At 59.2% G+C, this 23,381-nt stretch carries 23 protein-coding genes and 1 riboswitch; of the genes, 6 read left to right on the forward strand and 17 right to left on the reverse strand.

Annotated elements, in window-relative coordinates; genetic code table 11:
- The 4 genes from flgK to BLW66_RS06715 all read right to left on the reverse strand — a co-directional run bounded on the left by flgK (position 1) and on the right by BLW66_RS06715 (position 4,201).
- Positions 1-1,449, reverse strand: coding sequence for a flagellar hook-associated protein FlgK (flgK, locus tag BLW66_RS06700; RefSeq protein WP_089946330.1), 1,449 nt, complete (start codon positions 1,447-1,449; stop codon positions 1-3).
- A gap of 24 nt (positions 1,450-1,473) precedes the next feature.
- On the reverse strand, positions 1,474-2,781 hold the full coding sequence (locus BLW66_RS06705) for a flagellar hook protein FlgE (RefSeq protein WP_089946332.1): 1,308 nt from the start codon (positions 2,779-2,781) through the stop codon (positions 1,474-1,476).
- A 97-nt stretch (positions 2,782-2,878) separates the two neighbouring features.
- Positions 2,879-3,694 carry a flagellar motor protein MotB gene (locus BLW66_RS06710; protein WP_089946334.1) on the reverse strand — a complete coding sequence of 272 codons (816 nt, stop codon included), beginning with the start codon at positions 3,692-3,694 and terminating at the stop codon, positions 2,879-2,881.
- Between the two features lie 84 nt (positions 3,695-3,778).
- Positions 3,779-4,201 carry an Lrp/AsnC family transcriptional regulator gene (locus tag BLW66_RS06715; RefSeq protein ID WP_089946336.1) on the reverse strand — a complete coding sequence of 141 codons (423 nt, stop codon included), beginning with the start codon at positions 4,199-4,201 and terminating at the stop codon, positions 3,779-3,781.
- 134 nt (positions 4,202-4,335) lie between these two features.
- Between BLW66_RS06715 and rocF the strand changes: the two genes are divergently transcribed.
- The 3 genes from rocF to BLW66_RS06730 all read left to right on the forward strand — a co-directional run bounded on the left by rocF (position 4,336) and on the right by BLW66_RS06730 (position 7,047).
- The gene (gene rocF / locus BLW66_RS06720) at positions 4,336-5,265 is read left to right on the forward strand and encodes an arginase (RefSeq protein ID WP_089946338.1); all 930 of its coding nucleotides are present in this window, start codon (positions 4,336-4,338) and stop codon (positions 5,263-5,265) included.
- 33 nt (positions 5,266-5,298) lie between these two features.
- On the forward strand, positions 5,299-6,345 hold the full coding sequence (locus tag BLW66_RS06725; protein WP_089946340.1) for an ornithine cyclodeaminase: 1,047 nt from the start codon (positions 5,299-5,301) through the stop codon (positions 6,343-6,345).
- A gap of 44 nt (positions 6,346-6,389) precedes the next feature.
- Positions 6,390-6,537: riboswitch (FMN riboswitch) on the forward strand.
- Positions 6,538-6,612: 75 nt separating this feature from the next.
- A complete protein-coding gene (locus BLW66_RS06730; RefSeq protein WP_089946342.1) occupies positions 6,613-7,047 on the forward strand; it encodes a 6,7-dimethyl-8-ribityllumazine synthase in 435 nt (144 codons plus the stop codon).
- Here BLW66_RS06730 and BLW66_RS06735 read toward each other — a convergent pair.
- Positions 7,044-7,808 carry an SDR family oxidoreductase gene (locus BLW66_RS06735; RefSeq protein ID WP_089946344.1) on the reverse strand — a complete coding sequence of 255 codons (765 nt, stop codon included), beginning with the start codon at positions 7,806-7,808 and terminating at the stop codon, positions 7,044-7,046. The two genes, BLW66_RS06730 and BLW66_RS06735, sit on opposite strands and share 4 nt — an antisense overlap.
- Positions 7,809-7,866: 58 nt before the next feature.
- Between BLW66_RS06735 and kce the strand changes: the two genes are divergently transcribed.
- Positions 7,867-8,790, forward strand: a complete 924-nt coding sequence (gene kce, locus BLW66_RS06740; RefSeq protein ID WP_089946346.1) for a 3,5-dioxohexanoate:acetyl-CoA acetone transferase — start codon at positions 7,867-7,869, stop codon at positions 8,788-8,790.
- Here kce and BLW66_RS06745 read toward each other — a convergent pair.
- The 9 genes from BLW66_RS06745 to BLW66_RS06785 form a co-directional block, all read right to left on the reverse strand.
- The gene (locus BLW66_RS06745) at positions 8,787-9,986 is read right to left on the reverse strand and encodes an NAD(P)/FAD-dependent oxidoreductase (RefSeq protein WP_089946349.1); all 1,200 of its coding nucleotides are present in this window, start codon (positions 9,984-9,986) and stop codon (positions 8,787-8,789) included. The two genes, kce and BLW66_RS06745, sit on opposite strands and share 4 nt — an antisense overlap.
- A gap of 103 nt (positions 9,987-10,089) precedes the next feature.
- Entirely contained in the window at positions 10,090-10,479 is a 390-nt protein-coding gene (gene cueR / locus BLW66_RS06750) for a Cu(I)-responsive transcriptional regulator (protein WP_089946351.1), read from the reverse strand.
- A complete protein-coding gene (locus BLW66_RS06755; RefSeq protein ID WP_089946353.1) occupies positions 10,476-12,920 on the reverse strand; it encodes a heavy metal translocating P-type ATPase in 2,445 nt (814 codons plus the stop codon). The genes cueR and BLW66_RS06755 overlap by 4 nt, the downstream gene beginning before the upstream one ends.
- A 69-nt stretch (positions 12,921-12,989) precedes the next feature.
- Positions 12,990-14,012, reverse strand: a complete 1,023-nt coding sequence (locus BLW66_RS06760) for an ABC transporter ATP-binding protein (RefSeq protein ID WP_089946355.1) — start codon at positions 14,010-14,012, stop codon at positions 12,990-12,992.
- Positions 14,000-15,424 (reverse strand): mannitol dehydrogenase family protein, encoded by a 1,425-nt coding sequence (locus BLW66_RS06765; RefSeq protein ID WP_089946357.1) that lies wholly within the window; start codon positions 15,422-15,424, stop codon positions 14,000-14,002. Before BLW66_RS06765 ends, BLW66_RS06760 begins: the two co-directional genes overlap by 13 nt.
- Positions 15,421-16,314: a helix-turn-helix domain-containing protein gene (locus BLW66_RS06770; protein WP_089946359.1), complete on the reverse strand. Its 894-nt coding sequence runs from the start codon at positions 16,312-16,314 to the stop codon at positions 15,421-15,423. The genes BLW66_RS06765 and BLW66_RS06770 overlap by 4 nt, the downstream gene beginning before the upstream one ends.
- Positions 16,314-17,144: a carbohydrate ABC transporter permease gene (locus BLW66_RS06775; protein WP_089946361.1), complete on the reverse strand. Its 831-nt coding sequence runs from the start codon at positions 17,142-17,144 to the stop codon at positions 16,314-16,316. Before BLW66_RS06775 ends, BLW66_RS06770 begins: the two co-directional genes overlap by 1 nt.
- Positions 17,145-17,146: 2 nt before the next feature.
- Entirely contained in the window at positions 17,147-18,007 is an 861-nt protein-coding gene (locus BLW66_RS06780) for a carbohydrate ABC transporter permease (protein ID WP_089946363.1), read from the reverse strand.
- 114 nt (positions 18,008-18,121) lie between these two features.
- Complete coding sequence (locus BLW66_RS06785; protein ID WP_089946365.1) at positions 18,122-19,429, reverse strand: ABC transporter substrate-binding protein; 1,308 nt, start codon at positions 19,427-19,429, stop codon at positions 18,122-18,124.
- A gap of 340 nt (positions 19,430-19,769) precedes the next feature.
- Here BLW66_RS06785 and msrB point away from each other — a divergent pair, with 340 nt between their 5' ends.
- On the forward strand, positions 19,770-20,216 hold the full coding sequence (gene msrB, locus BLW66_RS06790; protein WP_089946367.1) for a peptide-methionine (R)-S-oxide reductase MsrB: 447 nt from the start codon (positions 19,770-19,772) through the stop codon (positions 20,214-20,216).
- Entirely contained in the window at positions 20,213-20,719 is a 507-nt protein-coding gene (gene msrA, locus BLW66_RS06795) for a peptide-methionine (S)-S-oxide reductase MsrA (protein WP_089946369.1), read from the forward strand. Before msrB ends, msrA begins: the two co-directional genes overlap by 4 nt.
- 47 nt (positions 20,720-20,766) lie before the next feature.
- Here msrA and BLW66_RS06800 read toward each other — a convergent pair whose 3' ends face one another.
- The 3 genes from BLW66_RS06800 to BLW66_RS06810 are packed head-to-tail and all read right to left on the reverse strand — an operon-like array spanning position 20,767 to position 23,376.
- On the reverse strand, positions 20,767-21,507 hold the full coding sequence (locus BLW66_RS06800) for an iron ABC transporter ATP-binding protein (protein ID WP_089946370.1): 741 nt from the start codon (positions 21,505-21,507) through the stop codon (positions 20,767-20,769).
- On the reverse strand, positions 21,504-22,448 hold the full coding sequence (locus BLW66_RS06805; protein WP_089946372.1) for an iron chelate uptake ABC transporter family permease subunit: 945 nt from the start codon (positions 22,446-22,448) through the stop codon (positions 21,504-21,506). The genes BLW66_RS06800 and BLW66_RS06805 overlap by 4 nt, the downstream gene beginning before the upstream one ends.
- Positions 22,438-23,376 carry an ABC transporter permease gene (locus tag BLW66_RS06810; RefSeq protein ID WP_089946374.1) on the reverse strand — a complete coding sequence of 313 codons (939 nt, stop codon included), beginning with the start codon at positions 23,374-23,376 and terminating at the stop codon, positions 22,438-22,440. Before BLW66_RS06810 ends, BLW66_RS06805 begins: the two co-directional genes overlap by 11 nt.
- Positions 23,377-23,381 lie beyond the last annotated feature (5 nt).

Consider the following 23,381-nt stretch of genomic DNA (forward strand, 5'->3'; position numbering starts at 1 on the left):
TTATATCCTCAGCAGCGATTGGAGCATTTCGTCGACGGCTTGAATGACCTTTGCGTTTGCCGCGTAACTTCGCTCAATCAATAGTAGCTTTTGCATTTCATGGTCCGTATCGACGCCACCCGCCTGCTCTGCGTCGCGGAAGGCTTGAACACGTGCCGCTTCAAACCCTTGCCTTTCAACCGATGCCTGTCGGTCTAACCCAACCTGCGACAAGAACTGCCCTGCCAATGCGGAGCTGGAACCAGCGTCGAAGCCCACACCACTGGAGGGCAGACGCGCGCCGGATATCGACGTTCTGTATGCGTTCAAAATGTCATTGGCCGAAGCGGGGCCAGCGGTTGCCGCATTCAAGCCATCGCGTAATCTCCAGACTGCGCCGCCCTGCTCGATCAAAACAGCCGAATTAACCGAAAGTCGTGACGCAAGCCCCGCCTCCAACAACGGGTCTAGGGCGCCGCCCGCATCCGTGAATAGCCCAGCCTCTCCCGCTAATAGTGTGGGGTCAGCAGCATTCGCCCGCTCGATGAGGTCTCTCGACAAGGCGTCCAAGTTAGATTGAATCCTAGGTAGATCATCGTCTCTCAGGGCAAAGGCCGCCGCCAGAGAACCACCGGAAATTGCTTCAAGCGGGCTACCATTTACGCTTGAGGCGCCAATAATTTGCAAGTCAGACACTGCGCCGCTGGCAAGTGTCATATCCGGCGTGATCAGGTTGGTCGCCGTGAAGGTAAACGTCGCCGCTTGGTAATCTACGAGGGTTGTGCCATTTGGCGTCAGCAAAGCAATTTGACCGTGTTCGCGCGGTACGGCCTGTACTCGGATGAACGTCCCGATCTCGTCGACAGCCCGTTGGCGCTGATCCATAAGGCCCGATGGGTCACCGCCGGAGTTGACCTGCTTTCGGATTTCCCTGTTCAACCGATCAACATCCAAAAGCGCAGTATTCAGCTGCTCCACTTGTGTCGAAATTGATCCGTCAGCGACTTGGCGTTCTTGTTGAATCCGTCCAGATATCTCGTTGATTTTTCGTGCCAAGCCAACCGCACTATCCACGACGCGGCTTAGCATCGTGCTACTAGATGGGTTTGCCGCCGCGGTGATGAGGCTTTGCTCAAACCTGTCAACAAAAGCCGACAGCGACGCGTCAGAGTTGGGGGCTCCTATGACCTGCTCCACGCGCGTCAGCACTTGCGCACGCGCATCATGGTACCCCAACTCCGCTTCCGCTAATCGCCTGTCAGCGACCGCAGCTTCGTTCACGATCCGCTCAACCCCGTTGACGCGCACGCCCGCGCCGCGACCGCCGACTGTTTCCGCACTCAGGGATAGCTCCCGCCGACCGTAGCCCTCGGTCATCGAATTCGCCACGTTGGCCGACACAAGTTCAGCCGCGCGCGACACCGCGTTCAGGCCAGACAGCGCGTTGGAGAGGGATGCGGATATGCTCATCGGAGTGGTCCTTCACTACGCAAATTAACGTTTGATGTTTGTTGTTTCTTGCAGCATCTCATCAACGGTTTGGATGACCTTGGCGTTTGACGAATACGCCCGTTGGGTCTGGATCAGCGCAGTTAACTCGCCCGCCACATCCGTCGTCGATTCCTCTAACGCGTAGCCAACAATGTCGCCCGTTGGGCCATCGCCCGCGTCCCAAAGGAAAAACGACCCGCTGTCATTTGACGGAACATAGGTTTGGTTATCCATCGCGGTCATGCCGTTCGGGTTGGGCAGGTCAACAAGCGGGATTTGGTAGATCGTGCGGGTAATCCCGATATCGAAGGTCGCTTGCACGTATCCGTTGGCATCCACCTCCACCGACGTCATATTGCCCACTGGCGATCCGTCTTTGGTGATCTGGGTCGGTGCGAAACTGTCGGACAGTTGCGTCACCCCGGCCCCTGATCCCAGCTCCCCGATGGTGATTTCTAAAGGTCCGCCGTCGAGCGTAACCGGAAAACTGCCCGTGACCGGATCATAGTCCCCGCCGACAGCCGATGTCCGCGTCACGGACGCCAACGTGCCGCCACTGCCACGGGTGGCATCGAAGGTCATGGTGTATTCTCCCACGACCGCGCCCCCGCTTGCGGAGTCGCGCATTTCCATTGTCCACTGGTTGGACGCGCCCGAGGCAGGAACCACCGGCGTATAGGTGACCAGCAAGTTTTGCGACGTGCCTAGATTATCAAAATACTCAACCGAAAGTTCCAATGTTTCCCCGCTGGCCCCCGCTTCGGTCTCGGTCGCGGGTAGGTTCACACCCAAGCCCATGCGGGTCGTAGGCTCGCCTGCGAACTGGTTCGCGTTGATCTGAATCGGGCGAAGGCCGTCAGCTGTATCGCGCGGGAAGGTCGGAACCGTTCCATCAGAATCCGCGGGCCACCCCATCAGAACCATCCCCGTATCAGTCGTCAAAAACCCTTGGGAGTCTGTGCGGAATGACCCGGTGGTGGCCAACCGGAACGGAATATCTTCGCCCTGCAGATTGACCGCTGACTCTGTGGTAATGGGAAGAAACCCGCGCCCACGAACCGCCAAGTCGGTGGAGTTGTTCGTGGTTAACAGCGATCCCGCCTGATCAATCAACCGTTGTGTGGTGACCCGCACCCCGCCCGCCGAATAACTGCCACGGCCGTTCGATATAACCATCGAGTGAAACTCAGTATTCGCCCGCTTGTATCCGTTCGTCCCCGAGTTGGCGATATTGTCGGAAATGGTCGAAAGGCGGCTCGCGTTGGCCGCAAGGCCGGCCACGCCAGCGTTTAAGGAGGATGAAATTGTCATTTTGCGCCTTTCTGCAGCATATGTCTTAGCGCTCACTATGGGGGCGCTGCCTTAACAGCGCGCTAACAGGTAAAATTGAAGGTAGATTTGCATCGCTTCAGCGATCAGACCGCAGCAGTACAACCTCCAGCCGGTTGTTCCGCAGCGCCATTGGGTCCTTCAGCAGCGGTTTGCTTTCTCCGAACCCTGTAACCCGCTCCAGCCGACCGGTCTCAAGCCCATACCTCTCCATCAACTCTCTGGTGTGATGCGCACGTGTCGTTGTCAGATCCCACGCAGGGTTTTCACGGATCACGCTAGGATAGGCACTTGAGTGGCTGGCGATAGCGACACGGTTGCCCACCAATGAGAAGACCTCAACCAGCATTTTGGCAATCTCGCGCAGCACCGAATTGGGCTGTCCGGTTCGTGGGTCAAACAATGGCGCGCCTTCCAGGTCGAACACCTCAACTACGAGCCCCTCATCAGTGACATCAGTTATAATGTGCTCAAGCGCCATTTCTTTAATCAGGCTGTCACCGCCTTTGCCAACGATGCCGGTTGCAAGCTTCTCGAAGGTCAGCTCATCCTGTTCCGCCAATGCGCGCTCTTCATCGCTCTCTTCGGTCGGGATTGTCGGCATTCCGCCTTGGCCGGATTGTGGCAAACGACCCTTAATCATGATCGAATCCCCGCCAAACGCACCGTCCCCGCCGCCGGACACCCGCGCGACAGCGATGGTTGGGGTGAAGTAGTCGGCCAGGCCTTTGCGCTGCTTTTCTGTCGTCGCGTTCAAAAGCCACATCAGCATAAAGAACGCCATCATGGCGGTCACAAAGTCGGCGTAAGCCACCTTCCACGCGCCGCCGTGGTGCCCCCCGCCGCCGACAACTTTCTTACGTTTGATGATGATCGGGCGGGTGTTGTCGGCCATAGTGTCCCCGTGAAGTGTTACGCGGGGACTAAAGCAGGTTCGATTGAAACACCGGTTAACAAATAGAATTGTCCGGAGTTTTCCCTAACCGCGCGCGCGGTCCAACAGCAAGGATGTTTCGCTGCCAGTCACAGCTTGAACTTCACGCACCTGACGCAGCACACGGTCAAAATCTGGCAGGCTCGCGGTCTCTATATGCGCCACCAAATCCCAAACTCCATTGGTGGTGTGAAGATCAACGATTTCGGGCATACGGCGGAGCTGTTTGATAACCGTCGCCGTTTGGGCGCCCTTCACCTCAATCATCATAATCGCATGGATCAGGTCATCCGCCTCGCCTGCGCCCATCTCGACGGTAAAGCGCCGGATCGTGCCGTCGCGGCGCATGCGATCCATGCGCGTTTGCACCGTCACCCGCGAGACGCCCAACTCCCCCGCAAGCGTCGTCACCGATGCCCTGCCGTCGCGCTTAAGAAGCGCTATCAACTTTTGGTCTGTTGTATCCATGCATTCAAATTACTAGTCAAATTAGCAAAGGGATATAACAAAATGATAATTTAATCGCACATATTTTACATAGTGATTGTCGCAAATGTCGAAGCATCTGCCTACCATCGCCGAAACACCAAAAGGAGAGCGGAATGACCTCGAAAACTTGCACACTCATCGGCGCCCCCGTTCAATCCGGCGCCAGCCAACCTGGCTGCGTGATGGGCCCCGATGCCTACCGCACCGCACGCCTGGCCGAGACCCTGCGCGACCTTGGACATGAGGTCAGTGACCTCGGAAACGTCGCGCATGAGCCGCTGCAAAACGTCACGCACAAGAACGCCGCTATCCACGATCTGCCACAAACGGTGGCGTGGGCCGTCGCGTTGGAACAGGCCGCTTTCGATGCCGCCCAGACGTCCGAGATGCCGATTTTTCTTGGCGGGGACCATAGCCTCTCCATCGGCACGGTGCCCGGCGTGGCGCGCCACTGGCAGCAACACGACCGCCCGCTCTTCGTACTCTGGCTCGACGCGCATCCCGATTTCCACACGCTAGAGACAACAACCAGCGGCAACCTGCACGGCACCCCTGTGGCGTACTTCAGCGGGCTGCCCGGTTTCGAGGCTTACCCGAAACTCGCCGCGCCAATTGATCCGGCTAACCTTTGCATGCTTGGCATTCGCTCCGTCGATCCGGCAGAGAACGCCGCACTTGATGCAAACAGCGTCGACGTCAGCGACATGCGCGCCATTGACGAGCACGGCATCGCCGCCCCGTTGCGCGCCTTCCTAGAGCGCGTGCGCGCAGCTGACGGCGCGCTACATGTCTCCCTTGATGTGGACTTTCTGGAGCCATCCATCGCGCCAGCAGTCGGCACCACTGTCCCCGGTGGCGCAACCTTCCGCGAGGCGCATTTGGTCATGGAAATGCTCTGCGACAGCGGTCTCGTCACATCCCTCGACATGGTGGAGCTGAACCCGTTCCTTGATGAACGCGGCCGCACCGCAAGCCTGATGGTCGATCTTTGCGCCAGCCTGATGGGCCGCAAAGTGCTCGACCGTCAAACGCGGCGTTTCTGATCCAGCCCCGCCCAGAACAGAAAGAATGATACTATGACGACACCTTCAAAACTCGCTCTCGTCCCCTTCGTGTCAGTCGACAACATGATGAAGCTGGTAAACAAAATCGGCCCCGCGCAGATGATCGCGGAGATCGCCGACTACATCGAGGCAGATTTCAAACGGTGGGAGTTGTTTGACAAAACTCCGCGCGTGGCCGCCCATTCTGAGGAGGGCGTAATTGAGCTGATGCCAACCTCTGATGGCGAAAGCTACGGCTTCAAATACGTGAACGGCCACCCCGCCAACATGGCGCGCGGCTTCCAGACGGTGACCGCGTTCGGCGTGTTGGCGCGCGTGGACAATGGCTACCCGATCCTATTGTCGGAAATGACAATCCTGACGGCATTGCGCACCGCCGCAACCTCTGCGCTGGTGGCTAAATATCTGGCACCCAAAGGTTCCAAAACCATGGCGATGATCGGCAACGGGGCGCAATGTGAATTCCAAGCGCTCGCCTTCAAAACCATTGTCGGCATCGACACAGTGCGCCTCTATGATATCGACCCCGACGCGACCGCCAAGGCCGCCAAGAACCTCGCGGCGACGGGGCTTGAGGTCATTTCCTGCACCTCCCCCGAGGATGCGGTCGCAGGAGCGCAAATCATCACCACCTGCACTGCCGACAAACAATGCGCGACCATCCTGACCGACAATATGGTTGGCGCGGGCGTGCACATCAACGCCATCGGCGGCGACTGCCCCGGCAAGACGGAACTGCACCGCGACATCCTGCTGCGCTCGGACATCTTCGTGGAGTACCCGCCGCAAACCCGCGTTGAGGGCGAAATTCAGCAGCTTGACGACGACCATCCCGTGACCGAGCTTTGGCGCGTAATGCTTGGGCAGGCCGAAGGGCGACGCGATGACAAGCAAATCACCCTGTTCGACTCGGTTGGATTTGCCACAGAAGACTTCTCCGCCCTGCGCTATATCCATGATCAGTTGGCCCACCACGACACATTTGTCGAATTGGACATGTTGGCCGACCCCGACGATCCACGCGATTTGTTCGGGATGGTCGCACGCGCGGCCTCCTAGGGCGTATTTACGCTTGCACGCCCCGCAACAGCCCTGCATCTTGGGGCTGTTCTCAGGGCGGGGCGAAATTCCCCACCGGCGGTAAGCGGGTCACACCCGTAAGCCCGCGAGCGCCTTTCCACCGCGAAAGGGTCAGCAGATCAGGTGCGACTCCTGAGCCGACGGTCATAGTCCGGATGAAAGAGAACGAGCATATGGCCCCCGCATGGGGGCTGTTTGCCCGTGATCGCCTTGGGTGACGTGTCGTTGCTATAAGGAGAAATCACTATGACACCCACCCGATACGCGTTCGTCAAAGCCAACTGGCACTCGGATATTGTTGACCGAGCGTTGGAAGGTTTCTGCGAATTAATCCCCGCGTCTCAAGTCGACGTCTTCGATGTGCCCGGCGCATTCGAGATGCCCCTGCTCGCCCGCGATCTGGCGTCCACGGGAAATTACGCCGCCGTAGCATGCGCCGCGCTGGTCGTGGACGGCGGGATCTACCGGCATGACTTCGTGGCGCAAGCCGTTGTCGACGGGTTGATGCGCGCGGGGCTCGACTCTGGCGTGCCTGTGCTGTCGGTATCCCTGACACCGCACCATTTCCAAGAGACCCCGCATCACATGGCCATTTATAGCGAGCATTTCGTAACAAAGGGCCGTGAGGCCGCGCAGGCCGCATTGATGATCGGCAAAGCGAGGGCCGCTGTCGCCGCCTAGGCCAGCTTTTGCGTGTCCCCGCAGATTGAGATCGCCTGCCCAGACGTCGTTCGCCCCCGATAGGAGGCAAGAAACAAGCACTGGTCGGCAATCTGTTGCGGGGTCACGTATTCCTTTATCGACACGTGGGAAAACGCCTGCGCCTCGGTCTCCTCAAACGTTTGGCCCAGCCGCTGCGATTTGGCTTCCAAAACGCGGCGCTGACGGTCCCCCGCGACCAACCCCGGCAATATGGCGTTGGCACGAATACCATGCGGCCCCAACTCCAGCGCCAAAGACTTGGTAAACCCGATCACCCCCCATTTGGCCGCAGCGTAAGGGCTGCGCATCGCAAACCCCACGCGGCCCGCAAGCGACGACAGGTTCAGGATTGACGCGTTTCCGCTCGCCTTCAGCGCGTCAACCGCGCAGCGGGTGGTGTTGAACTGGGACGTAAGGCAAACCGCCAATGTGTCGTCCCAACCATCAGGCGCGATGTCCTCTACCCCGCCGGTTGGCCCCGCGATCCCTGCGTTGTTCACCAGACAGTCCAGCCCGCCCATGGCCTCAATAGACTGCGCCATGAACGCGGCTACGGCATCACGGTCCGCCACGTCGACCTTCGCCGCCGCCATTCCCTCCACCGTCGCCAACGCAGCCTCATCCACGTCGCAGACCGTCACAACCGCGCCCTCGCTGCGAAACGCGTCTGCGATAGCGCGCCCGATACCGCTGGCCCCTGCTGTCACGATCACACGGTGGCCCTTCAACCCTAAATCCACAGCTATCCCTTCCCTGAACCCGTTCCCTGCGACAGTATCAGCGAAAAGGAGTCCCGCAATGTCTGATCCCGTTATCATCACTGCCGCCATCACCGGCGCGATTCACACGCCCACCATGTCAGAGGCCCTACCTGTCACGCCGGAACAAATCGTTGACGCAGCTGTAGATGCCGCCGAGGCGGGCGCCGCCATTGTTCACCTGCACGCCCGAAATCCCGAAACAGGCGCCCCAGACCAAAGCCCGGAGGCCTTCGCCCCAATCCTTGGCGCGATCAAGGCGCGGGCCGATGTGGTGATTAACATCACGACCGGCGGCGCACCCACCATGACCGTGCAGGAACGCGTGCGCCCTGCGGAACACTGGCAGCCGGAACTGGCCTCACTCAACATGGGGTCAATGAACTTCGGGCTGTTCGGAATGCTGTCCCGCTTCCCCAATCTGAACCACCAGTGGGAGGCCGATTATCTAGGCAACCACGACATCATTTTTCGCAACACCTTCCAAGATATCGGCTTTGTTCTAGATACGCTTCAAAGTGCCGGAACGCGGTTCGAGTTTGAATGCTACGACACCGCCCACCTCTATAACCTCGCGCATTTCCGCGACGCGGGTAAAGTTAGCGGCCCGTTGCTGATCCAAACCGTGTTCGGCCTGCTGGGTGGCATCGGCCCACACCCCGACGATGTGGCCCACATGAAGCGCACCGCCGACCGCCTGTTTGGCGATGAATACGTCTGGTCAGTGCTGGGCGCAGGACGTCACCAAATGCCAATCGCCGCGATCTCTGCCGCGCAAGGTGGCAATGTTAGGGTCGGTTTGGAGGATTCCATCTGGTTGGAGAAAGGCGTGCTCGCGCCGTCCAGCGCGGCGCAGGTCACCAAGGCACGTGAGATTATCGAAGGCTTGGGCCGTCGCGCCGCCACCCCCGCAGAGGCCCGCGCGAAGCTGGCCCTGAAAGGTGGCGACAACACCGCGTTCTAGATCACTGCGCGCTCCACAAAGGTGTCGCGGTTCTCGATCCGCTCGAACCCGAACGACGACAGGTCAAGCGACCGGTACTCCCCGTAGGTGATCCACTCCGCAACACCGCGCCCCATCGCAGGGCTTTGCTGCAACCCGTGCCCAGAGAAGCCGTTCACGAAGATAAAGTTGCTGACCCGCGTGTGCGGACCGATAATCGCGTTTTGGTCAAACACGTTGTAATCGTAATGCCCCGCCCATGAGTTCATCAACTTGATCGCCTCAAACGCGGGCACGCGGTTGGCAAGGGTAGGCCAGACTTTCTCCTCCCAAATCGAATGATCCTGCACGAAGTCATCAAACTCCACCGCTGGGTCATCGTCAGGTGGGCACCCCGCAAGATAGTATTTCCCCTCGCTACGCATGTGAACGCCGCTAGGGTCGATGGTCAGCGGAAGGTCGCGGTCCAACGGCGTCTGGGCCGAGAAGATGAAGGTGTAGCGCTTGCGCGGCTCCACCGGAATGTCCAAGCCAGCCATACGTGCGGTGTGCGCCCCGCGCGGGCCAGAGCAGTTTACCAACATGCCACAGGACACCACATCACCCGACGCCAAAGTGACGCTTTCGATACGGTCGCCCGTTGCGTTTTTGGTTATCTCCAGCACTTCGTTGTGTAGGTACTCCGCCCCTTGGGCGCGCGCCTTTCGCCGCCACCAATCAAAAATGGTGCCGCCGTCAAAGTAACCCTCGTTGATCAGGTTGTGATTGCCGCCAATGATCCCGTCTAGGTTGTAAAACGGATAGGCGGCGTGAATTTCATCCGCCGTCATATACTTGGTCCCCGCCCCCAACCGTTGCTGGGTTTTCTGGCTGTCCTTCAGCGTGGCGGCGAACGCTTCGTTGTCAGCTAGATACAGGTAGCCGTAGCTTTGCAAAACGATCTCCGGCGCTTCATCATCTTGCATAAACTCTTGAAAGCCATGAATAAACTCGGCCCCGAACTGCGAAATCTTGATGTTCACTTCCGCAGAAAACTGTTGGCGGATGCAGCTGTTGGTGTGCGACGTCGACGAAAACTCATACGTGGGGTCGCGCTCCACCACGAGGATAGAGCCGTCAAAATCCGGATTGCGCGACAACCACCACGCGACCGAGGAGCCGTACATAGCCCCCCCCACGATAACCACATCATAGCTTGTTTTCTGGGGTGTCTGCATCGCCAATCATCCTTTGGAACCCGCGGCCAATCTTAGCCGTCACCAAAGCATCAAACAGACGAAGAAACGGTTTGGCAATACTCTGTGAACACCGCCCTAACGATTATCTAGGCTCCTCTAGGCCGCGCAGGATCGGGCAGTCTGGCCGCCCGTCGCCCGCACAATTTTGCACAAGGCTGCCCAACGTGTCGCGCATGGATTGCAGGTCCGCGATCTTACGGTCGATCTCGGCCAGATGCTCTCCCGCGATCCGTTTCACGTCAGCGCTGGCCCGTGACTGATCTTCCCACAACGCCAACAGCGCGCGGCAGTTCTCAATCGTAAACCCAAGCGCGCGTGCGCGGCTCAGGAATGTCAGTTTGTGCAAATCCTTGTCGTTGAACGCGCGGTAGCCGTTGGCATCACGGTCGGGCCGGATCAGCTTGATGTCCTCGTAGTAGCGAATGGTTTTTGCAGGCAACCCTGCCCGTTTTGCGGCGTCGCCGATGTTCATGACATATCTCCCATGCGCCGTAACCGCAGCGCGTTGCTAACCACGAAAACGCTGGATAGCGCCATTGCCCCTGCCGCCAACATCGGTGACATCAGCACGCCCCAAGCCGGATAAAGAATACCCGCCGCAACGGGGATAAGTGCGGTGTTATACGCGAATGCCCAAAACAGGTTCTGGCGGATATTGCGCATGGTCCGTCCGCTCATCTCGATAGCACGCAAAACACCCGAAAGCGCCCCAGACATCAGCACCACATCCGCCGTCTCAATCGCCACGTCCGTCCCAGTGCCAACCGCAACCCCAACGTCAGCCGCCGCCAGCGCAGGCGCATCGTTGATCCCGTCCCCGACAAAGGCGAGTGTGCCGGACTTTTTCAACTCTGCTATCGCGTCGGCCTTGCCGTCCGGCATCACGCCTGCAACCACCGTCTGAATACCGATCTTACGCGCTACCGCATCTGCCGTGTGCTGCGTGTCACCGGTGATCATAGCCACCTGAATGCCCATTTCGCCCAATTTAGACACGAGGTCCGCCGCCTCGGGCTTGATGGGATCCGCCACGGCAATCGCACCAGCGATCACACCGTCCAACGCGATGAACACGGGTGTCTTGGCCTCTTTCGCCCATTCGTCCGCCTGCGCGGCGAACGTGCCCAGATCAATGCCCTCTCGCACCATGAGACGGTCCGCGCCGACCAAAACCTCGCTGCCACCCACACGCCCGCGCAGCCCCAACCCCGTGATCGACGCCACATCCGTGGCGCTCAGGATGTCCAAGCCACGCGCCTGCGCATCGCGTACGATAGCTGCGGAAATCGGATGCTCGGACACCGCTTCCACCGCGGCAACTTTCGCAAGCACGTCCACCTCACTCTGGCCTTCTACGACCTGCAAATTGGTAACCTCTGGGCGCCCCTCCGTCAGCGTTCCTGTTTTGTCAAAAGCCACCGTTTTCGCCTGTGATAGGGTCTGCAATGCGGAGCCTTTGCGAAACAACACACCAAGCTCAGCCGCCCGCCCCGTACCGACCATGACGGAGGTAGGCGTGGCCAACCCCATGGCACATGGGCAGGCCACAATAAGCACGGAGACCCCAGCAACCAACGCGTGGCTCAGCGTCGGCCCAAAGACCAACCACGCCACAACCGTCGCGCTCGCCGCCAGCAAAACCGCTGGCACAAACCAGCGCACGACTTGGTCCACCGTGGCTTGAATCGGCAGTTTGGCGCCCTGCGCCTGCTCCACCATGCGCACAATGCCCGCTAGAACAGTGTCGCCCCCGACGGCTGTTGCCTTTACCTGCAACGCCCCCGTGCCATTGACCGTACCGCCAATTACCGTATCACCGATACCGTGGCTCACCGGAACCGGCTCCCCCGTTATCATGCTTTCATCAACGAAGGATTGCCCCTCCACCACATCGCCATCGGTCGCGATGCGCGCGCCGGGGCGGACCAGAACAATGTCGCCACTGGTGATTTCCGAGATCGGTACCTCCACCCAGTCGTCGCCACGCCGCACATCAACCACGGTGGGCTGCAGCCCCAGCAAGGACCGTATGGCCGAACCCGTTTGCACCTTAGCCCGCGCTTCCAGCCAACGCCCCACGAGGATCAGCGTCACGATGACCGCCGCCGCCTCGAAATACACGTTCCGGCTGCCCGCTGGCAGCAGAAGTGGTGCGAACAAGGCCACCGTCGAAAACAGCCACGCCGCCGAGGTTCCCAATGCCACTAGCGCATTCATCTCTGGCGCGCCGCGCAACAAGGCCGGAAAACCCTCCCTGAAAAAGCGCTGCCCCGGCCATGCCAGGACCAGTGTGACCAACACCCATTGCAACATCCAGCTCGCGGGTTGCCCGATGGTCCGCGCCACCAAATCCGCCATTCCCGGGACAAAGTGGCTGCCCATCTCCAACACAAACACCGGCAACGTCAGTGCCGAAGCAATAAGCGTGTCGCGCCACAAAGCCTGCGCCTCCGCCTCGCGTTTGTCGTCAATGGTTGGGGTGTTGTTGCCCGCGTCCAATGCGGTCGCGGGGTAGCCCGCCGCAGTCATCGCGCGGGCCACATCCTCCGTTCGCTGGCTGCCCTTGAGCCATGTCACCGAGGCGGTAGAGGTCGCTAGATTAACCGATGCCGCGACGACGCCTTGCAAGGCCAGCACCGCGCGTTCTGCCCGCCCGACGCAGGAGGCGCATGTCATGCCGTCCACGCTAAACTGCGCGCTCTGTGTCACCGCTGGGTAGCCCGCCGCGTCCAGTGCTGCCGTCAGAGGGGCAGCATCAGCGCCATCCCAAGTTACCTCCGCGCGCGATGTTGCAAGGTTAACCCCAGCAGCCGCAACGCCCGGCACCGATTGCAACGCACGCTCCGCCCGCCCCACGCAGGACGCGCAAGACAGGCCTTCAATTTCGAACGATAGACTTTGGGACGTCGCCATATTGCGAGACCTCTGAAAAGTGTCAGGGACTCGCAATATGGGGCTTCCATTAACTGGAAGGTCAAGGCCTCAACCGCGTTTAGAAAGCCCATCCGGCGAAAAGACGTGCAAACGCTCTGGGATCGCGGTGAAATGCAGCGTGTCGCCATAGGCTTCTGCTGGCGGTTTCTCCATTTTGGCGATGAATTCCGAACCTTGAGCTGTGATCAGATGCGCCAGCGCGTATTCGCCCAACTGCTCCACCAGCTCCAGCTTGCCCGACACCAGTGCAGCGCCCGCGTCACAGGCAATCAGATGCTCCGGACGGATGCCCAGCGTGTCGCCGTCCACATAACCCGCAGGCCCCGTGGCGACATCGCCACCCGTGAAGAAGTTCATCTGTGGGCTGCCGATAAATTGCGCCACAAATGAATTTGCGGGCCGCTCGTACAGCTCAATCGGGGAGCCCACCTGCTCCACTCGCCCATCGCGCAGCACCACGATTTTGTCTGCCAAGGTCATTGCTTCGACTTGGTCGTGCGTCACATAGATCATCGTCGACTTCAAACGCTCGTGCAGGCGTGCAATCTCCAGTCGGGTCTGAACGCGCAAAGATGCGTCCAGATTGGACAACGGCTCATCGAACAAAAACACCTCTGGGTCGCGAACGATGGCACGGCCAATTGCAACGCGCTGGCGCTGACCGCCCGACAGGTTGCGCGGGCTGCGCTCCAGATAGTCGTTGATCTGCAAAACCTCTGCGGCAGAGGTCACGCGGCGGTCGATTTCGTCCTTCGGCGTCTTGGCCTGTCGCAACCCGAAAGCCATATTTTCATAGACCGTCATATGCGGGTAAAGCGCGTAGGTCTGGAACACCATCGCCACGCCACGCTTGGACGGGGCCACATCGTTCACTTCACGGTCGCCAATGGACACCGTCCCGTCAGAGATTTCCTCCAAGCCCGCGATCATGCGCAGCAGCGTGGATTTACCACAGCCCGACGGCCCCACGAACACAACGAACTCGCCGTCCTCAATATCAAGGTCGACCCCGTGCATGACCTGCACGTCGCCATAACGTTTCACCAGATTGCGAATTGTTAAACCGGCCATGTTAGCTCCATTTCTGTGATTGCGCCGCGCAGGGCGGTGGAGAAGTCTTGAAAGCGTTCAGGCATATCCGCCCAAAGAAGTCGCGATGTGCAAAAGGCGTCCAGTCCGGAATCGCCCTGCAACATAGCGTGAAGCGTGTTCCAGCTTGGCTCAAGGTAGGTAAACGGCATCTGCCCCGCAGCTGTGTGCTTGGCAAAGACATACCAGCTTGCGACCGACCGCAGCCCTGCATGGGGGATGATCCCCTGCTCAAAGCAGCCTTCCAGCGTGGGCCGGATGAAAATCGGGAATTTGGCCATACCATCGGCACAAATACGCTCCACAGAGTCCGCGATGGCGGCGTTGCCGAAGCGGTCCGCAATGCTTTGCAGATAGGCGGCACGGTCGAACGGCAGGTCCAGCGTCAGCGCGGGCAATACTTCGTCCCGCTCATAGGCCCAGAAATGTGCCTTCAACTCTGGGTCATGCATCGCGGCGTCAAAGGTTTTCAATCCACGCAGCGCCGCCATATACGTCAGGCAGGTGTGGCCGCCATTCAAGATGCGTATCTTGGCTTCCTCGAACGGGTGAACGTTCGGCGTGACGGTCACGCCCGCAGCGGCCAAGTCCGGCATCACGCCCGCAAAGTCATCCTCCAGCACCCATTGAACGAAGCTTTCGGCAATCACTGGCGATCCCGCGTCAGCGCCAAACAGCGCTTTGATTTCGGCATGCAGATCAGTAGTGCTGCGCGGGGTAATCCTGTCCACCATCGAGCAGGGAAACGTCACATTCGCCGCCACCCATGCCGTCAGGTCCGCGTCGTCGCGCAGCGCAAGATACGCCAGAAAGTTCGCCCGAAGCTTGATTCCATTCTCGCGAATGTTGTCGCAGCACAAAATGGTAATCGCTTCGCCGCCCGCCGCCATGCGCGCCCGTAGCCCTGCCGCCAGATAGGCGTAGACTGTCGTGGGATCGCCGCCAGCCACTTCCGCCGAAATTGTGGGATCAGACGGGTTCAACGCGCCCGCGTCGTCGGTGTAATACCCGCTCTCGGTTACCGTGATCGTAACGACGTGAACGCTTGGCAATGCTAGCAGCGCCTCTGCGTCAGCTGCGTTCTTGCTCCAGTCCTCGAAGGCCACATGCGACCGCACACGGCGAAAGCTCACTTGCCCGTCGGGTGAGATGGACTTGATGATATACCCATCCGCCTCTGCCGAGTGCTGCGCGAAGCTTTCCGCCTCAGCAGCCCGCAAGTTTACTGTGGCGATGCCCCAGCGCAGATCGCCGGTGGCCTCCATCATGTCGTCCACATATTGGGCCTGATGGGCGCGGTGAAACGCGCCAAACCCCAAATGAACCATGCCAACAGCACAGGCCGTCCGGTCGTAAGTGGTGGTATAAAGGGCCGCTTGGCTAGGTTTATTCATGACGCACGCGCCCCGTTAGAAACCAGTTCCCGCCGCGCAAACTCGCGGTAGGACGAAGGCGTCATGTCCTTCATCTTCAAAAACTGGCGGTTGAAATTGGCAAGGTTCTGAAACCCCACGTCGTAGCAAATTGAGGAGATCGGCTCGTCCGTCGCATAAAGCATCCCGCAGGCTTGCCCGATACGTACGCGGTTCACAAACTCCACGAAACGGTGGCCGGTAACAGCCTGAAAGTTGCGCGAAAATGAGGTCGCACTCATGCGCGCCCTTTGCGCCGCAAGCTCCACCGAAATGTCATCAGCATAATTCGCGACGATATGGTTGATCACATCCGCAATCCGCGTCTGCTTGCTGCTGCCCTCGGGCTGCACAATCTTCATCACAGACAGCGCTTTCTTTTCGGCATGCTCGTTCACGCGGATCAAGAAGCGCAGCAGCGCAACAATGCGTTCCGGCCCTTTGGAATCGCGGATCGCCTCTAGATGCCCCTTGGCGAACGTCGGGTTAAAGCCGACGAACTCGATGCCCGACTGGGCCAGCGTCAGCATTGGCCGCAGGTCCAAAAACTCTGGGAACGCGGTGGCGAGGCGGTCCAAGCTGCCCTGACTGAATTGCACCATCATGTCGCGCACCTCGACGGGCTTTTTATAAACCTCGTCGGTGATCCAGTTGTGCGGTAGGTTGGGGCCGGTCAGGAACAACGCGCCAGCGCTAAAGTCACCGATATAATCCCCGACAAAAGCCTTGCCACGGGTGGCGGTGATCAGGTGCAGCTCGTACTCGCGGTGGCTGTGCCAGCGGCACAACTCCGTGGGCCAGCCGTGCTCCAGATAGCGCACGCTTTGCGTGGCGCGATCAACGACTTCGATTTCCGGTTGGATAATCGACATTACTTCACCGCCCCGAAGGTCAAGCCTTGCACCAGCTGCTTTTGCGCCATCCAGCCGAACACCACGATGGGCGCGCAAGCCAGCGTCGACACAGCGGAAACCTTGGCCCAGAACAGACCCTCCGGTGCTTGGAAAGATGCCACAAAGGCGGTCAGCGTGCTGGCGTCCGTGGTGGTCAGAACGATCGACCAGAACGCTTCGTTCCAGCACAAGATAATCGACAGCAACGCGGTGGAGGCGATCCCGCCCCACGCCAGCGGCAGCACGATCTGGCGGATTTCGTTAAAGGTTGATGTGCCGTCCATCCGCGAGGCTTCCAGAATTTCCTTCGGGATTTCGCGGAAGTAGTTGAACAAGATCAGCATCACGATCGGCAGGTTCATCATCGCATAGATGACCACCAGCAAGGTGCGCGTGTCGAACAGGTCAAACTTCTGCGCCAGAAAGTAGATCGGCATCATCACGCCAACCGCTGGCAACATTTTGGTCGACAGCATCCACATCAGCACGTCTTTGGTGCGGTGCGTTGTGTTGAAGGCCATCGCATAGGCCGATGGCACAGCGATCAAAAGCGCCAGCAAGGTGCCGCCAAACGCAGTCACGACAGAGTTCATGGCGAATTTTGCGTAGTTCGTGCGCTCTTGGATTTCCAGATAGTTCTCCAAGGTCGGCTCAAAGATCAACAGAGGGGGCACTTGAATGGCCTGCCCTTCGGTCTTGAAGCTGGTCAAAACCATCCAGAAGATCGGGAAGAAGAACACGAGCGCGGCGATCCAGGCAGCCGTAACAGCGGCGCGGTCGATCCAGATTTGGCGTTGTCTATCTGTCATGATTACACCGTCAATGTTTTGCCAACGGCGCGGATCAGGAACAGCGCGACAATGTTGGCGAGGATGATTGCAAAGACACCACCGGCAGAGGCAACGCCCACGTCAAAGGCTTGCTGCGACTGGATGTAGATCAGGTATGTCAGGTTGGTTGACGACACGCCCGGCCCACCGGAGGTGGTCACGAAAATCTCGGCGAAGATCGACAGGTGAAAGATCATCTGGATCAGCAGCACGATAGAAATGGGGCGCGCAAGATGCGGCAGCGTCAGGTTCCAGAACTGGGACCAGAAGCCAGCGCCGTCCAAAGTGGCGGCCTCCTTCTGCTCTTGATCTTGAGATTGCAGCGAGGTCATGAAAATCAGGATTGCAAAAGGCGTCCACTGCCAGCTGACCATTACGATGATGGAAAACAGCGGGTATTGTGCCAGCCACTCAACGGGCTGCAATCCAAGCGCTTGGGAAAACGCCGCGAACAACCCGTTGTTGGGGTCCATCAGCATGTTTTTCCAAACCAGCGCCGACACGGTTGGCATAATGAAAAACGGAGAGATCAGCATCACGCGGGCAATGCCGCGGCCCCGAAACGGGCGGTCGATCAGAATGGAAATCGCCAGACCCAGAACGATGGTGATCACCAGAACGGACCCCACAAGGATCAGCGTGTTGATCAGCGCGGGACCAAACGACGGGTCCGTCGCAAAGAACCGGTAGTTATCAAGCCCGATAAAGCCCGTCCGCTCTGGGTACAGAAGGTTGTACCGGATGGTAGAGAAGTAGACCGTCATGCTCAGCGGCACGATCATCCACAACAACAGCACGAAAATGCTGGGGGCCTGAAGCCATCTAACAAGTGTCGGGTTCATGGGTATGTCCCTTGGTTGGGCGGGGTATAGCGGGGATGGGTAAGGCGGCACGTTGTCCGCCTCACGGATCTTGAATGTAGGGTGGGGGTTGCCCCACCCTACGGGTGCCTGGGCTTAGTAGTAGCCGGCTTTCTTCATCTCACGGTCCGCAGCCGCTTGGCTGTTCGCCAAGGCTTCTTCAACCGTGATGTTGCCTGCCAAAGCGTCGGTCATTTGCTGACCAACAGCCGTACCAATCGCTTGGAACTCAGGGATCGCAGCGAACTGAACGCCCACATATGGGGATGGGTTCAGGGTGCTGTCTTCTGGGTTCGCCGACAGAATGGCTTTCAGCTCTGCTTCGTCAAAGGTGGCAGCTTCTTGGAAGTTCGGGTTGTCGTATGTCGACTGACGTGTGCCTGTCGGCACGGCGCCCCAACCGTTCTTTTCAGCAACCATTTCGATGTAGGCTTTGGAAGTCGCCCACTCTACGAAGGTTTTCGCGTCTTCGCTTTGCTTGGTGCCAGCCGGTACAGCCAAGGACCATGCCCACAGCCAGTTTGCACCTTTGGTGGTCGCTTTTTGTGGCGATTGAGCGAAGGCGATCTTGTCTGCAACTTTGGACTGCGCAGGGTCGGTCACGAAGGATGCCGCAATCGTCGCGTCAATCCACATGCCGCATTTGCCTTCGTTGATCAAAGCAAGAATCTCGTTGAACGAGTTACCTTCAGAGCCGGGAGGGCCCGATTCATTCAGCATATCAACATAGAAGGTCACAGCGTCATTCCATGCGGCGGAATCCAGCGCTGGTGTCCAGTCTTCGTTAAACCACTGCGCACCGAAGGAGTTCGCCATGGTCGTGATGAACGCCATGTTGTCGCCCCAGCCCGGCTTGCCGCGCAGGCAGATGCCGTAAACGCCTTCGTCTTTGTTGGTGATCGCTTTGGCAACTTCGCGAACGTGGTCCCAAGTCGGGTTGTCCTCGATTGTCATGCCAGCCGCGTCGACCAGGTCCTTGCGGTACATGATCATCGACGATTCGCCGTAGAACGGTGCCGCGTACAGTTTGCCTTCATGGCTCAAACCGCCGCGCATCGCTGGCAGGATGTCCTCAACATCGTACTCAGCGTCGAACGTCAGCTCTTCCAGCCAACCGCGTGCGCCCCAGATCGGCGCTTCATACATGCCGATTGTCATAACGTCGAACTGGCCACCCTTGGTGGTGATGTCCGTTGTGACGCGGGACCGCAGGGTGCCTTCGTCCAAAGTCACCCAGTTCAGGGTGATGCCGGGGTTGGCGGCTTCAAACTCCGGGGTGAATTTTTGCATTTCGACCATGTGGCCGTTGTTTACAGTTGCGATTGTCAGCTCGCCGGCGGCTGCGACAGAAGCGCCAGCTACACCAAGGGCCAAGCCCAACGCGGTATTGCGAAGAGATTTCATGTTTTCCTCCCTGAAATCACGGTCAATTAATTCCGTAGTCCTATGGTGCTGGGTTCGCCTTGCGTCAGCCAATACCATTTTTTCAAGTCATGATACTTTTTCGACTCTATCAGGTCAAAAAAGCCGTATATAGCGCTATAATAATACAACTCTGACATTCAACTGCCTAAGTATAGCCTGATTCTCACCAATCCCCGCGCCCGAATTCGAGCCACTTAGTGCCCCGATATGTGGGGCCATGAGGGGCCGGTCACAAACTCTTGAAATGGCAGAATGGTAAATCAGACGCCAAGCCCCTACTTTCGGTACAACCAACGACAAACACCCTAGGAGCCGCGCAATGAAGTACGCAAAATCCGACGAAGCCATATCCAAGCTGTCCCCCGAACAATACCGCGTCACTCAGGAAAGCGGCACGGAGCGCGCGTTCACCGGCCCCCTGAATGACAATAAGGAACCTGGCATCTACGTTGATATCGTCTCGGGTGAGCCGCTGTTTGCCTCCTCCGACAAATACGATGCCGGCTGCGGCTGGCCAAGCTTCACCAAGCCTATCGTCACCGAGCACGTGACGGAACACACTGACGACACCCTCGGCATGGTGCGCACCGAAGTGCGTTCCCTGCACGGCGATAGCCACTTGGGCCACGTGTTTCCGGACGGCCCCGCCGACCGTGGCGGGCTGCGCTACTGCATCAACTCCGCCAGCCTGCGGTTTATCCATCGTGACAACATGGTCGCGGAAGGCTACGGCGACTTACTGAACCAAGTGGAGGAAGTAGAATGACAACTCGTGCTGTACTCGCAGGCGGCTGCTTTTGGGGTATGCAAGACCTGATCCGTAAGAAACATGGCGTGATCTCTACCCGTGTCGGCTACACCGGCGGCGACGTGCAAAACGCGACATACCGCGACCACGGCACCCACGCCGAGGGGATCGAGATCACATTTGATCCCGACATCATCAGCTACCGCCAGCTGCTGGAGTTCTTCTTCCAGATCCACGACCCGACCACAGAAAACCGCCAAGGCAACGACCGCGGCATGTCTTACCGCTCCGCGATCTACTACGTGGACGAGGACCAAAAAGCCGTGGCGCTGGACACGATCGCGGACGTGGATGCCTCCGGCCTCTGGCCCGGCAAGGTCGTGACAGAGGTAGAGCCGGTTGGCGACTTCTGGGAAGCGGAGCCAGAGCATCAGGATTATCTGGAGCGCCTGCCCAACGGTTACACCTGCCACTTCGCCCGCCCCGATTGGGTCTTGCCCAAACGCGCGGCGGCTGAATAAGCGAGCAGTTACCACAGAACACTTAGGTTAGGGGCACCGCCTCTAACCTACACCTGAACCAAAGGCCGCCCGTCGATCTGATGCACGGTCGCCCGCGTCCCGAAAACATCCGCCAGCAAGTCTTCTGTCACCACGTCAGCAGGTGTGCCGACCGCGTGAATGCGGCCATCCTTCATAGCCACGATCTGATCCGCATAGCTGCTGGCGTAGTTGATGTCGTGCAGCACGATCACCACCGTGCGCCCAAGCGCCCGCAACATCCGCATCAACGACCGCGACGCCGCGATATCAAGGTTGTTCAACGGCTCATCCAGCAGCACATAATCGGTGCTTTGCGCATGGATCATCGCCACCTGTGCCCGCTGGCGTTGCCCGCCCGACAGCGTGTCCAGCTGTCGGCCTGCCAGATCATTCAACCCGAACCGGTGCAACGTCTGCGCCACGATCTGCGCGTCTTCCTCCGTGCCGCGCCCCTTGTGGTAAGGGTAGCGCCCAAAGCTGACCAAATCGCGCACCGTCAGACGCGGCGCCGCATCCGCACTCTGCGGCAGGATCGCCAGTTTGCGCGCCAGTACATCCGACGGACAGGCCCCGATGGTCAGATCATCCACCGTGATCGACCCGCTTTGCAGCGGGATCAGCCGCGCAATAAGGGACAGCAACGTCGACTTGCCCGCGCCGTTAGGCCCGATCAGCGCGGTCACCCCACCCGCTGCCAGCTCGACACTGACATCAGACAGGATCGTGGCCCCGCCAATCCGGTGCGTCACATGAGAGACCTTAATCACCTGCTCATCCCCTTTAGAAGTAACCCCAAGAACACCGCCCCGCCGAGCAGGTCGATCACCACCGAAAGCGGCGTCGACAACGCCAGAACCCGCTCCAAAACCGTCTGCCCCCCGATCAAGGTGATCGCGCAGATCAACACGGCGCAGGGCAGCAAAACCGCGTGGCGCGCGGCGGGGGTGACTTGATGCGCAAGGCTCACCACCAGCAGTCCAAGGAACACAATCGGCCCGACCAAGGCCGTCGACACCGACACCAAAGCCGCGACGATTACCAAAACCTGCAACGTTGCCCTCTGCGGGGTTTCCCCCAAATTCGTCGCCGTATCGTGCCCAAGCTCCAACACGTCCAGCCGGTGCCGCATGCGCCACGCAAATGCCAAGGCGATGCCCGCAAGGACCGCTGCAATCAGCAGCAGGTCAGTCTCGATCCGGCCAAACCGTGCGTAGGAATTCACCTGCACCACCGCGTACTCGTTCGGGTCAATCATGCGTTGTAGAAAACCCGTGACCGCACGAAACAGCACCCCGAATATGATCCCCGTCAGGATCATCCGCATTATGTCTTGGCGGGCTTGCGACAGCAGCGTGCCGAACAGCACCAGCGCCGCCCCCATCAGCAGCCCCACGTTCAGAACGAACTGCCCGATCACAGGCAGCCGCACGTACTCCTGCCCGCCCAGCACGAAAATCAAGGCCGTCAGTATCAGCACATACAGCGCGTCAAACCCCATGATGGAGGGCGTCAGAATTCGGTTCTGAGTAATCGTTTGAAACAACACCGTGGATGTCGGAACAGCCAATGCCACCAGTAGCAACGCCGCCAGCTTTGCGCCCCGAAACGGCAGGACAAACCCCCAGCTGCCCTGCGCCCCAAGGGTCATATACCCCGCAACGCAGATCGCCAGCACCGCCGCTAAACCGATTAAACGCCTAGGGTACATGACGCCTCGGAACGTACAGCAGCCACAGAAACACCCCTGTCCCGATAATCCCGAACACGGTGCCAACCGGTATCTCATAAGGGTAGCGCAGCAACCGGCCCAGAATATCGCTCGCCAACACGAAAGCCGCCCCCGTGAAGGCAGTCACGGGCAAGGTGGTGCGCAGGTTTTCACCGTAGAGGCGCGAAATGATGTTCGGCACCACCAGCCCCACAAACGGGATCATTCCGACAGTCACCACGGTCAACGCGGTCACAACCGATATGGCCACCAGCCCGATGAGCACAACCTGACCGTAGTTCAAGCCAAGGTTCACGCTGGCCACTCGCCCCATGCCAACAATTGCAAACTGGTCGGCTGCAAAGTAACTGGCGGCGGCGACAATGGCGGCGACCCACAACAACTCGTAACGCCCCTGCAAAACGCCAGAGAATTCTCCGTTCATCCAAACATCGATGTATTGCAACAAGTCCGCCTGAAACGCGACATAGGTGACCCCTGCCCCGATGATGCCCCCGTAAATAATGCCCACCAAGGGCACCAGCAGCGGCTGCGTCGGTGGCAGGCGGCGCACGATGGCAAGAAAACCAAGGCTACTTCCCAACGCCGTCGCAGAGGCCAGCACCATCTTCACAAAGATGGAGGCCTGCGGCGCGAACAACGTCACCAGCAAGATACCCAAAGCTGCGCCTTGCCCTGTGCCCGACGTCATCGGCTCCACAAACCGGTTGCGCACCAGCATCTGCATAATCGCCCCGCAAATGGCCAGCCCCGCACCCGTGATAAGCACCGCGATGGTGCGCGGCACGCGACTGATCACCAGCACCTGCCACGCCTTGGCGTCGGCGGTCAGATCAATGACCCCGACGCCAAGCGACAACAGACACAAGATTAGCAGCGCAAACGCCGCCCAGAAAACGCGGAGCACCTAGT

The organism is Litoreibacter albidus, from assembly GCF_900107015.1.
GTDB classification, from domain to species: domain Bacteria; phylum Pseudomonadota; class Alphaproteobacteria; order Rhodobacterales; family Rhodobacteraceae; genus Litoreibacter; species Litoreibacter albidus.

Coding starts and splice junctions, on each gene's coding strand:
- flgK (WP_089946330.1), bottom strand. CDS start 1,449: ATGAGCATATCCGCATCCCTCTCCAACGCGCTGTCTGGCCTGAACGCG.
- msrA (WP_089946369.1), top strand. CDS start 20,213: ATGACAACTCGTGCTGTACTCGCAGGCGGCTGCTTTTGGGGTATGCAA.
- BLW66_RS06715 (WP_089946336.1), bottom strand. CDS start 4,201: ATGGATACAACAGACCAAAAGTTGATAGCGCTTCTTAAGCGCGACGGC.
- BLW66_RS06725 (WP_089946340.1), top strand. CDS start 5,299: ATGACGACACCTTCAAAACTCGCTCTCGTCCCCTTCGTGTCAGTCGAC.
- BLW66_RS06775 (WP_089946361.1), bottom strand. CDS start 17,144: ATGACAGATAGACAACGCCAAATCTGGATCGACCGCGCCGCTGTTACG.
- BLW66_RS06730 (WP_089946342.1), top strand. CDS start 6,613: ATGACACCCACCCGATACGCGTTCGTCAAAGCCAACTGGCACTCGGAT.
- BLW66_RS06780 (WP_089946363.1), bottom strand. CDS start 18,007: ATGAACCCGACACTTGTTAGATGGCTTCAGGCCCCCAGCATTTTCGTG.
- BLW66_RS06765 (WP_089946357.1), bottom strand. CDS start 15,424: ATGAATAAACCTAGCCAAGCGGCCCTTTATACCACCACTTACGACCGG.
- cueR (WP_089946351.1), bottom strand. CDS start 10,479: ATGAACATCGGCGACGCCGCAAAACGGGCAGGGTTGCCTGCAAAAACC.
- msrB (WP_089946367.1), top strand. CDS start 19,770: ATGAAGTACGCAAAATCCGACGAAGCCATATCCAAGCTGTCCCCCGAA.
- BLW66_RS06710 (WP_089946334.1), bottom strand. CDS start 3,694: ATGGCCGACAACACCCGCCCGATCATCATCAAACGTAAGAAAGTTGTC.
- kce (WP_089946346.1), top strand. CDS start 7,867: ATGTCTGATCCCGTTATCATCACTGCCGCCATCACCGGCGCGATTCAC.
- BLW66_RS06805 (WP_089946372.1), bottom strand. CDS start 22,448: ATGTACCCTAGGCGTTTAATCGGTTTAGCGGCGGTGCTGGCGATCTGC.
- BLW66_RS06760 (WP_089946355.1), bottom strand. CDS start 14,012: ATGGCCGGTTTAACAATTCGCAATCTGGTGAAACGTTATGGCGACGTG.
- BLW66_RS06705 (WP_089946332.1), bottom strand. CDS start 2,781: ATGACAATTTCATCCTCCTTAAACGCTGGCGTGGCCGGCCTTGCGGCC.
- BLW66_RS06785 (WP_089946365.1), bottom strand. CDS start 19,429: ATGAAATCTCTTCGCAATACCGCGTTGGGCTTGGCCCTTGGTGTAGCT.
- rocF (WP_089946338.1), top strand. CDS start 4,336: ATGACCTCGAAAACTTGCACACTCATCGGCGCCCCCGTTCAATCCGGC.
- BLW66_RS06770 (WP_089946359.1), bottom strand. CDS start 16,314: ATGTCGATTATCCAACCGGAAATCGAAGTCGTTGATCGCGCCACGCAA.
- BLW66_RS06755 (WP_089946353.1), bottom strand. CDS start 12,920: ATGGCGACGTCCCAAAGTCTATCGTTCGAAATTGAAGGCCTGTCTTGC.
- BLW66_RS06745 (WP_089946349.1), bottom strand. CDS start 9,986: ATGCAGACACCCCAGAAAACAAGCTATGATGTGGTTATCGTGGGGGGG.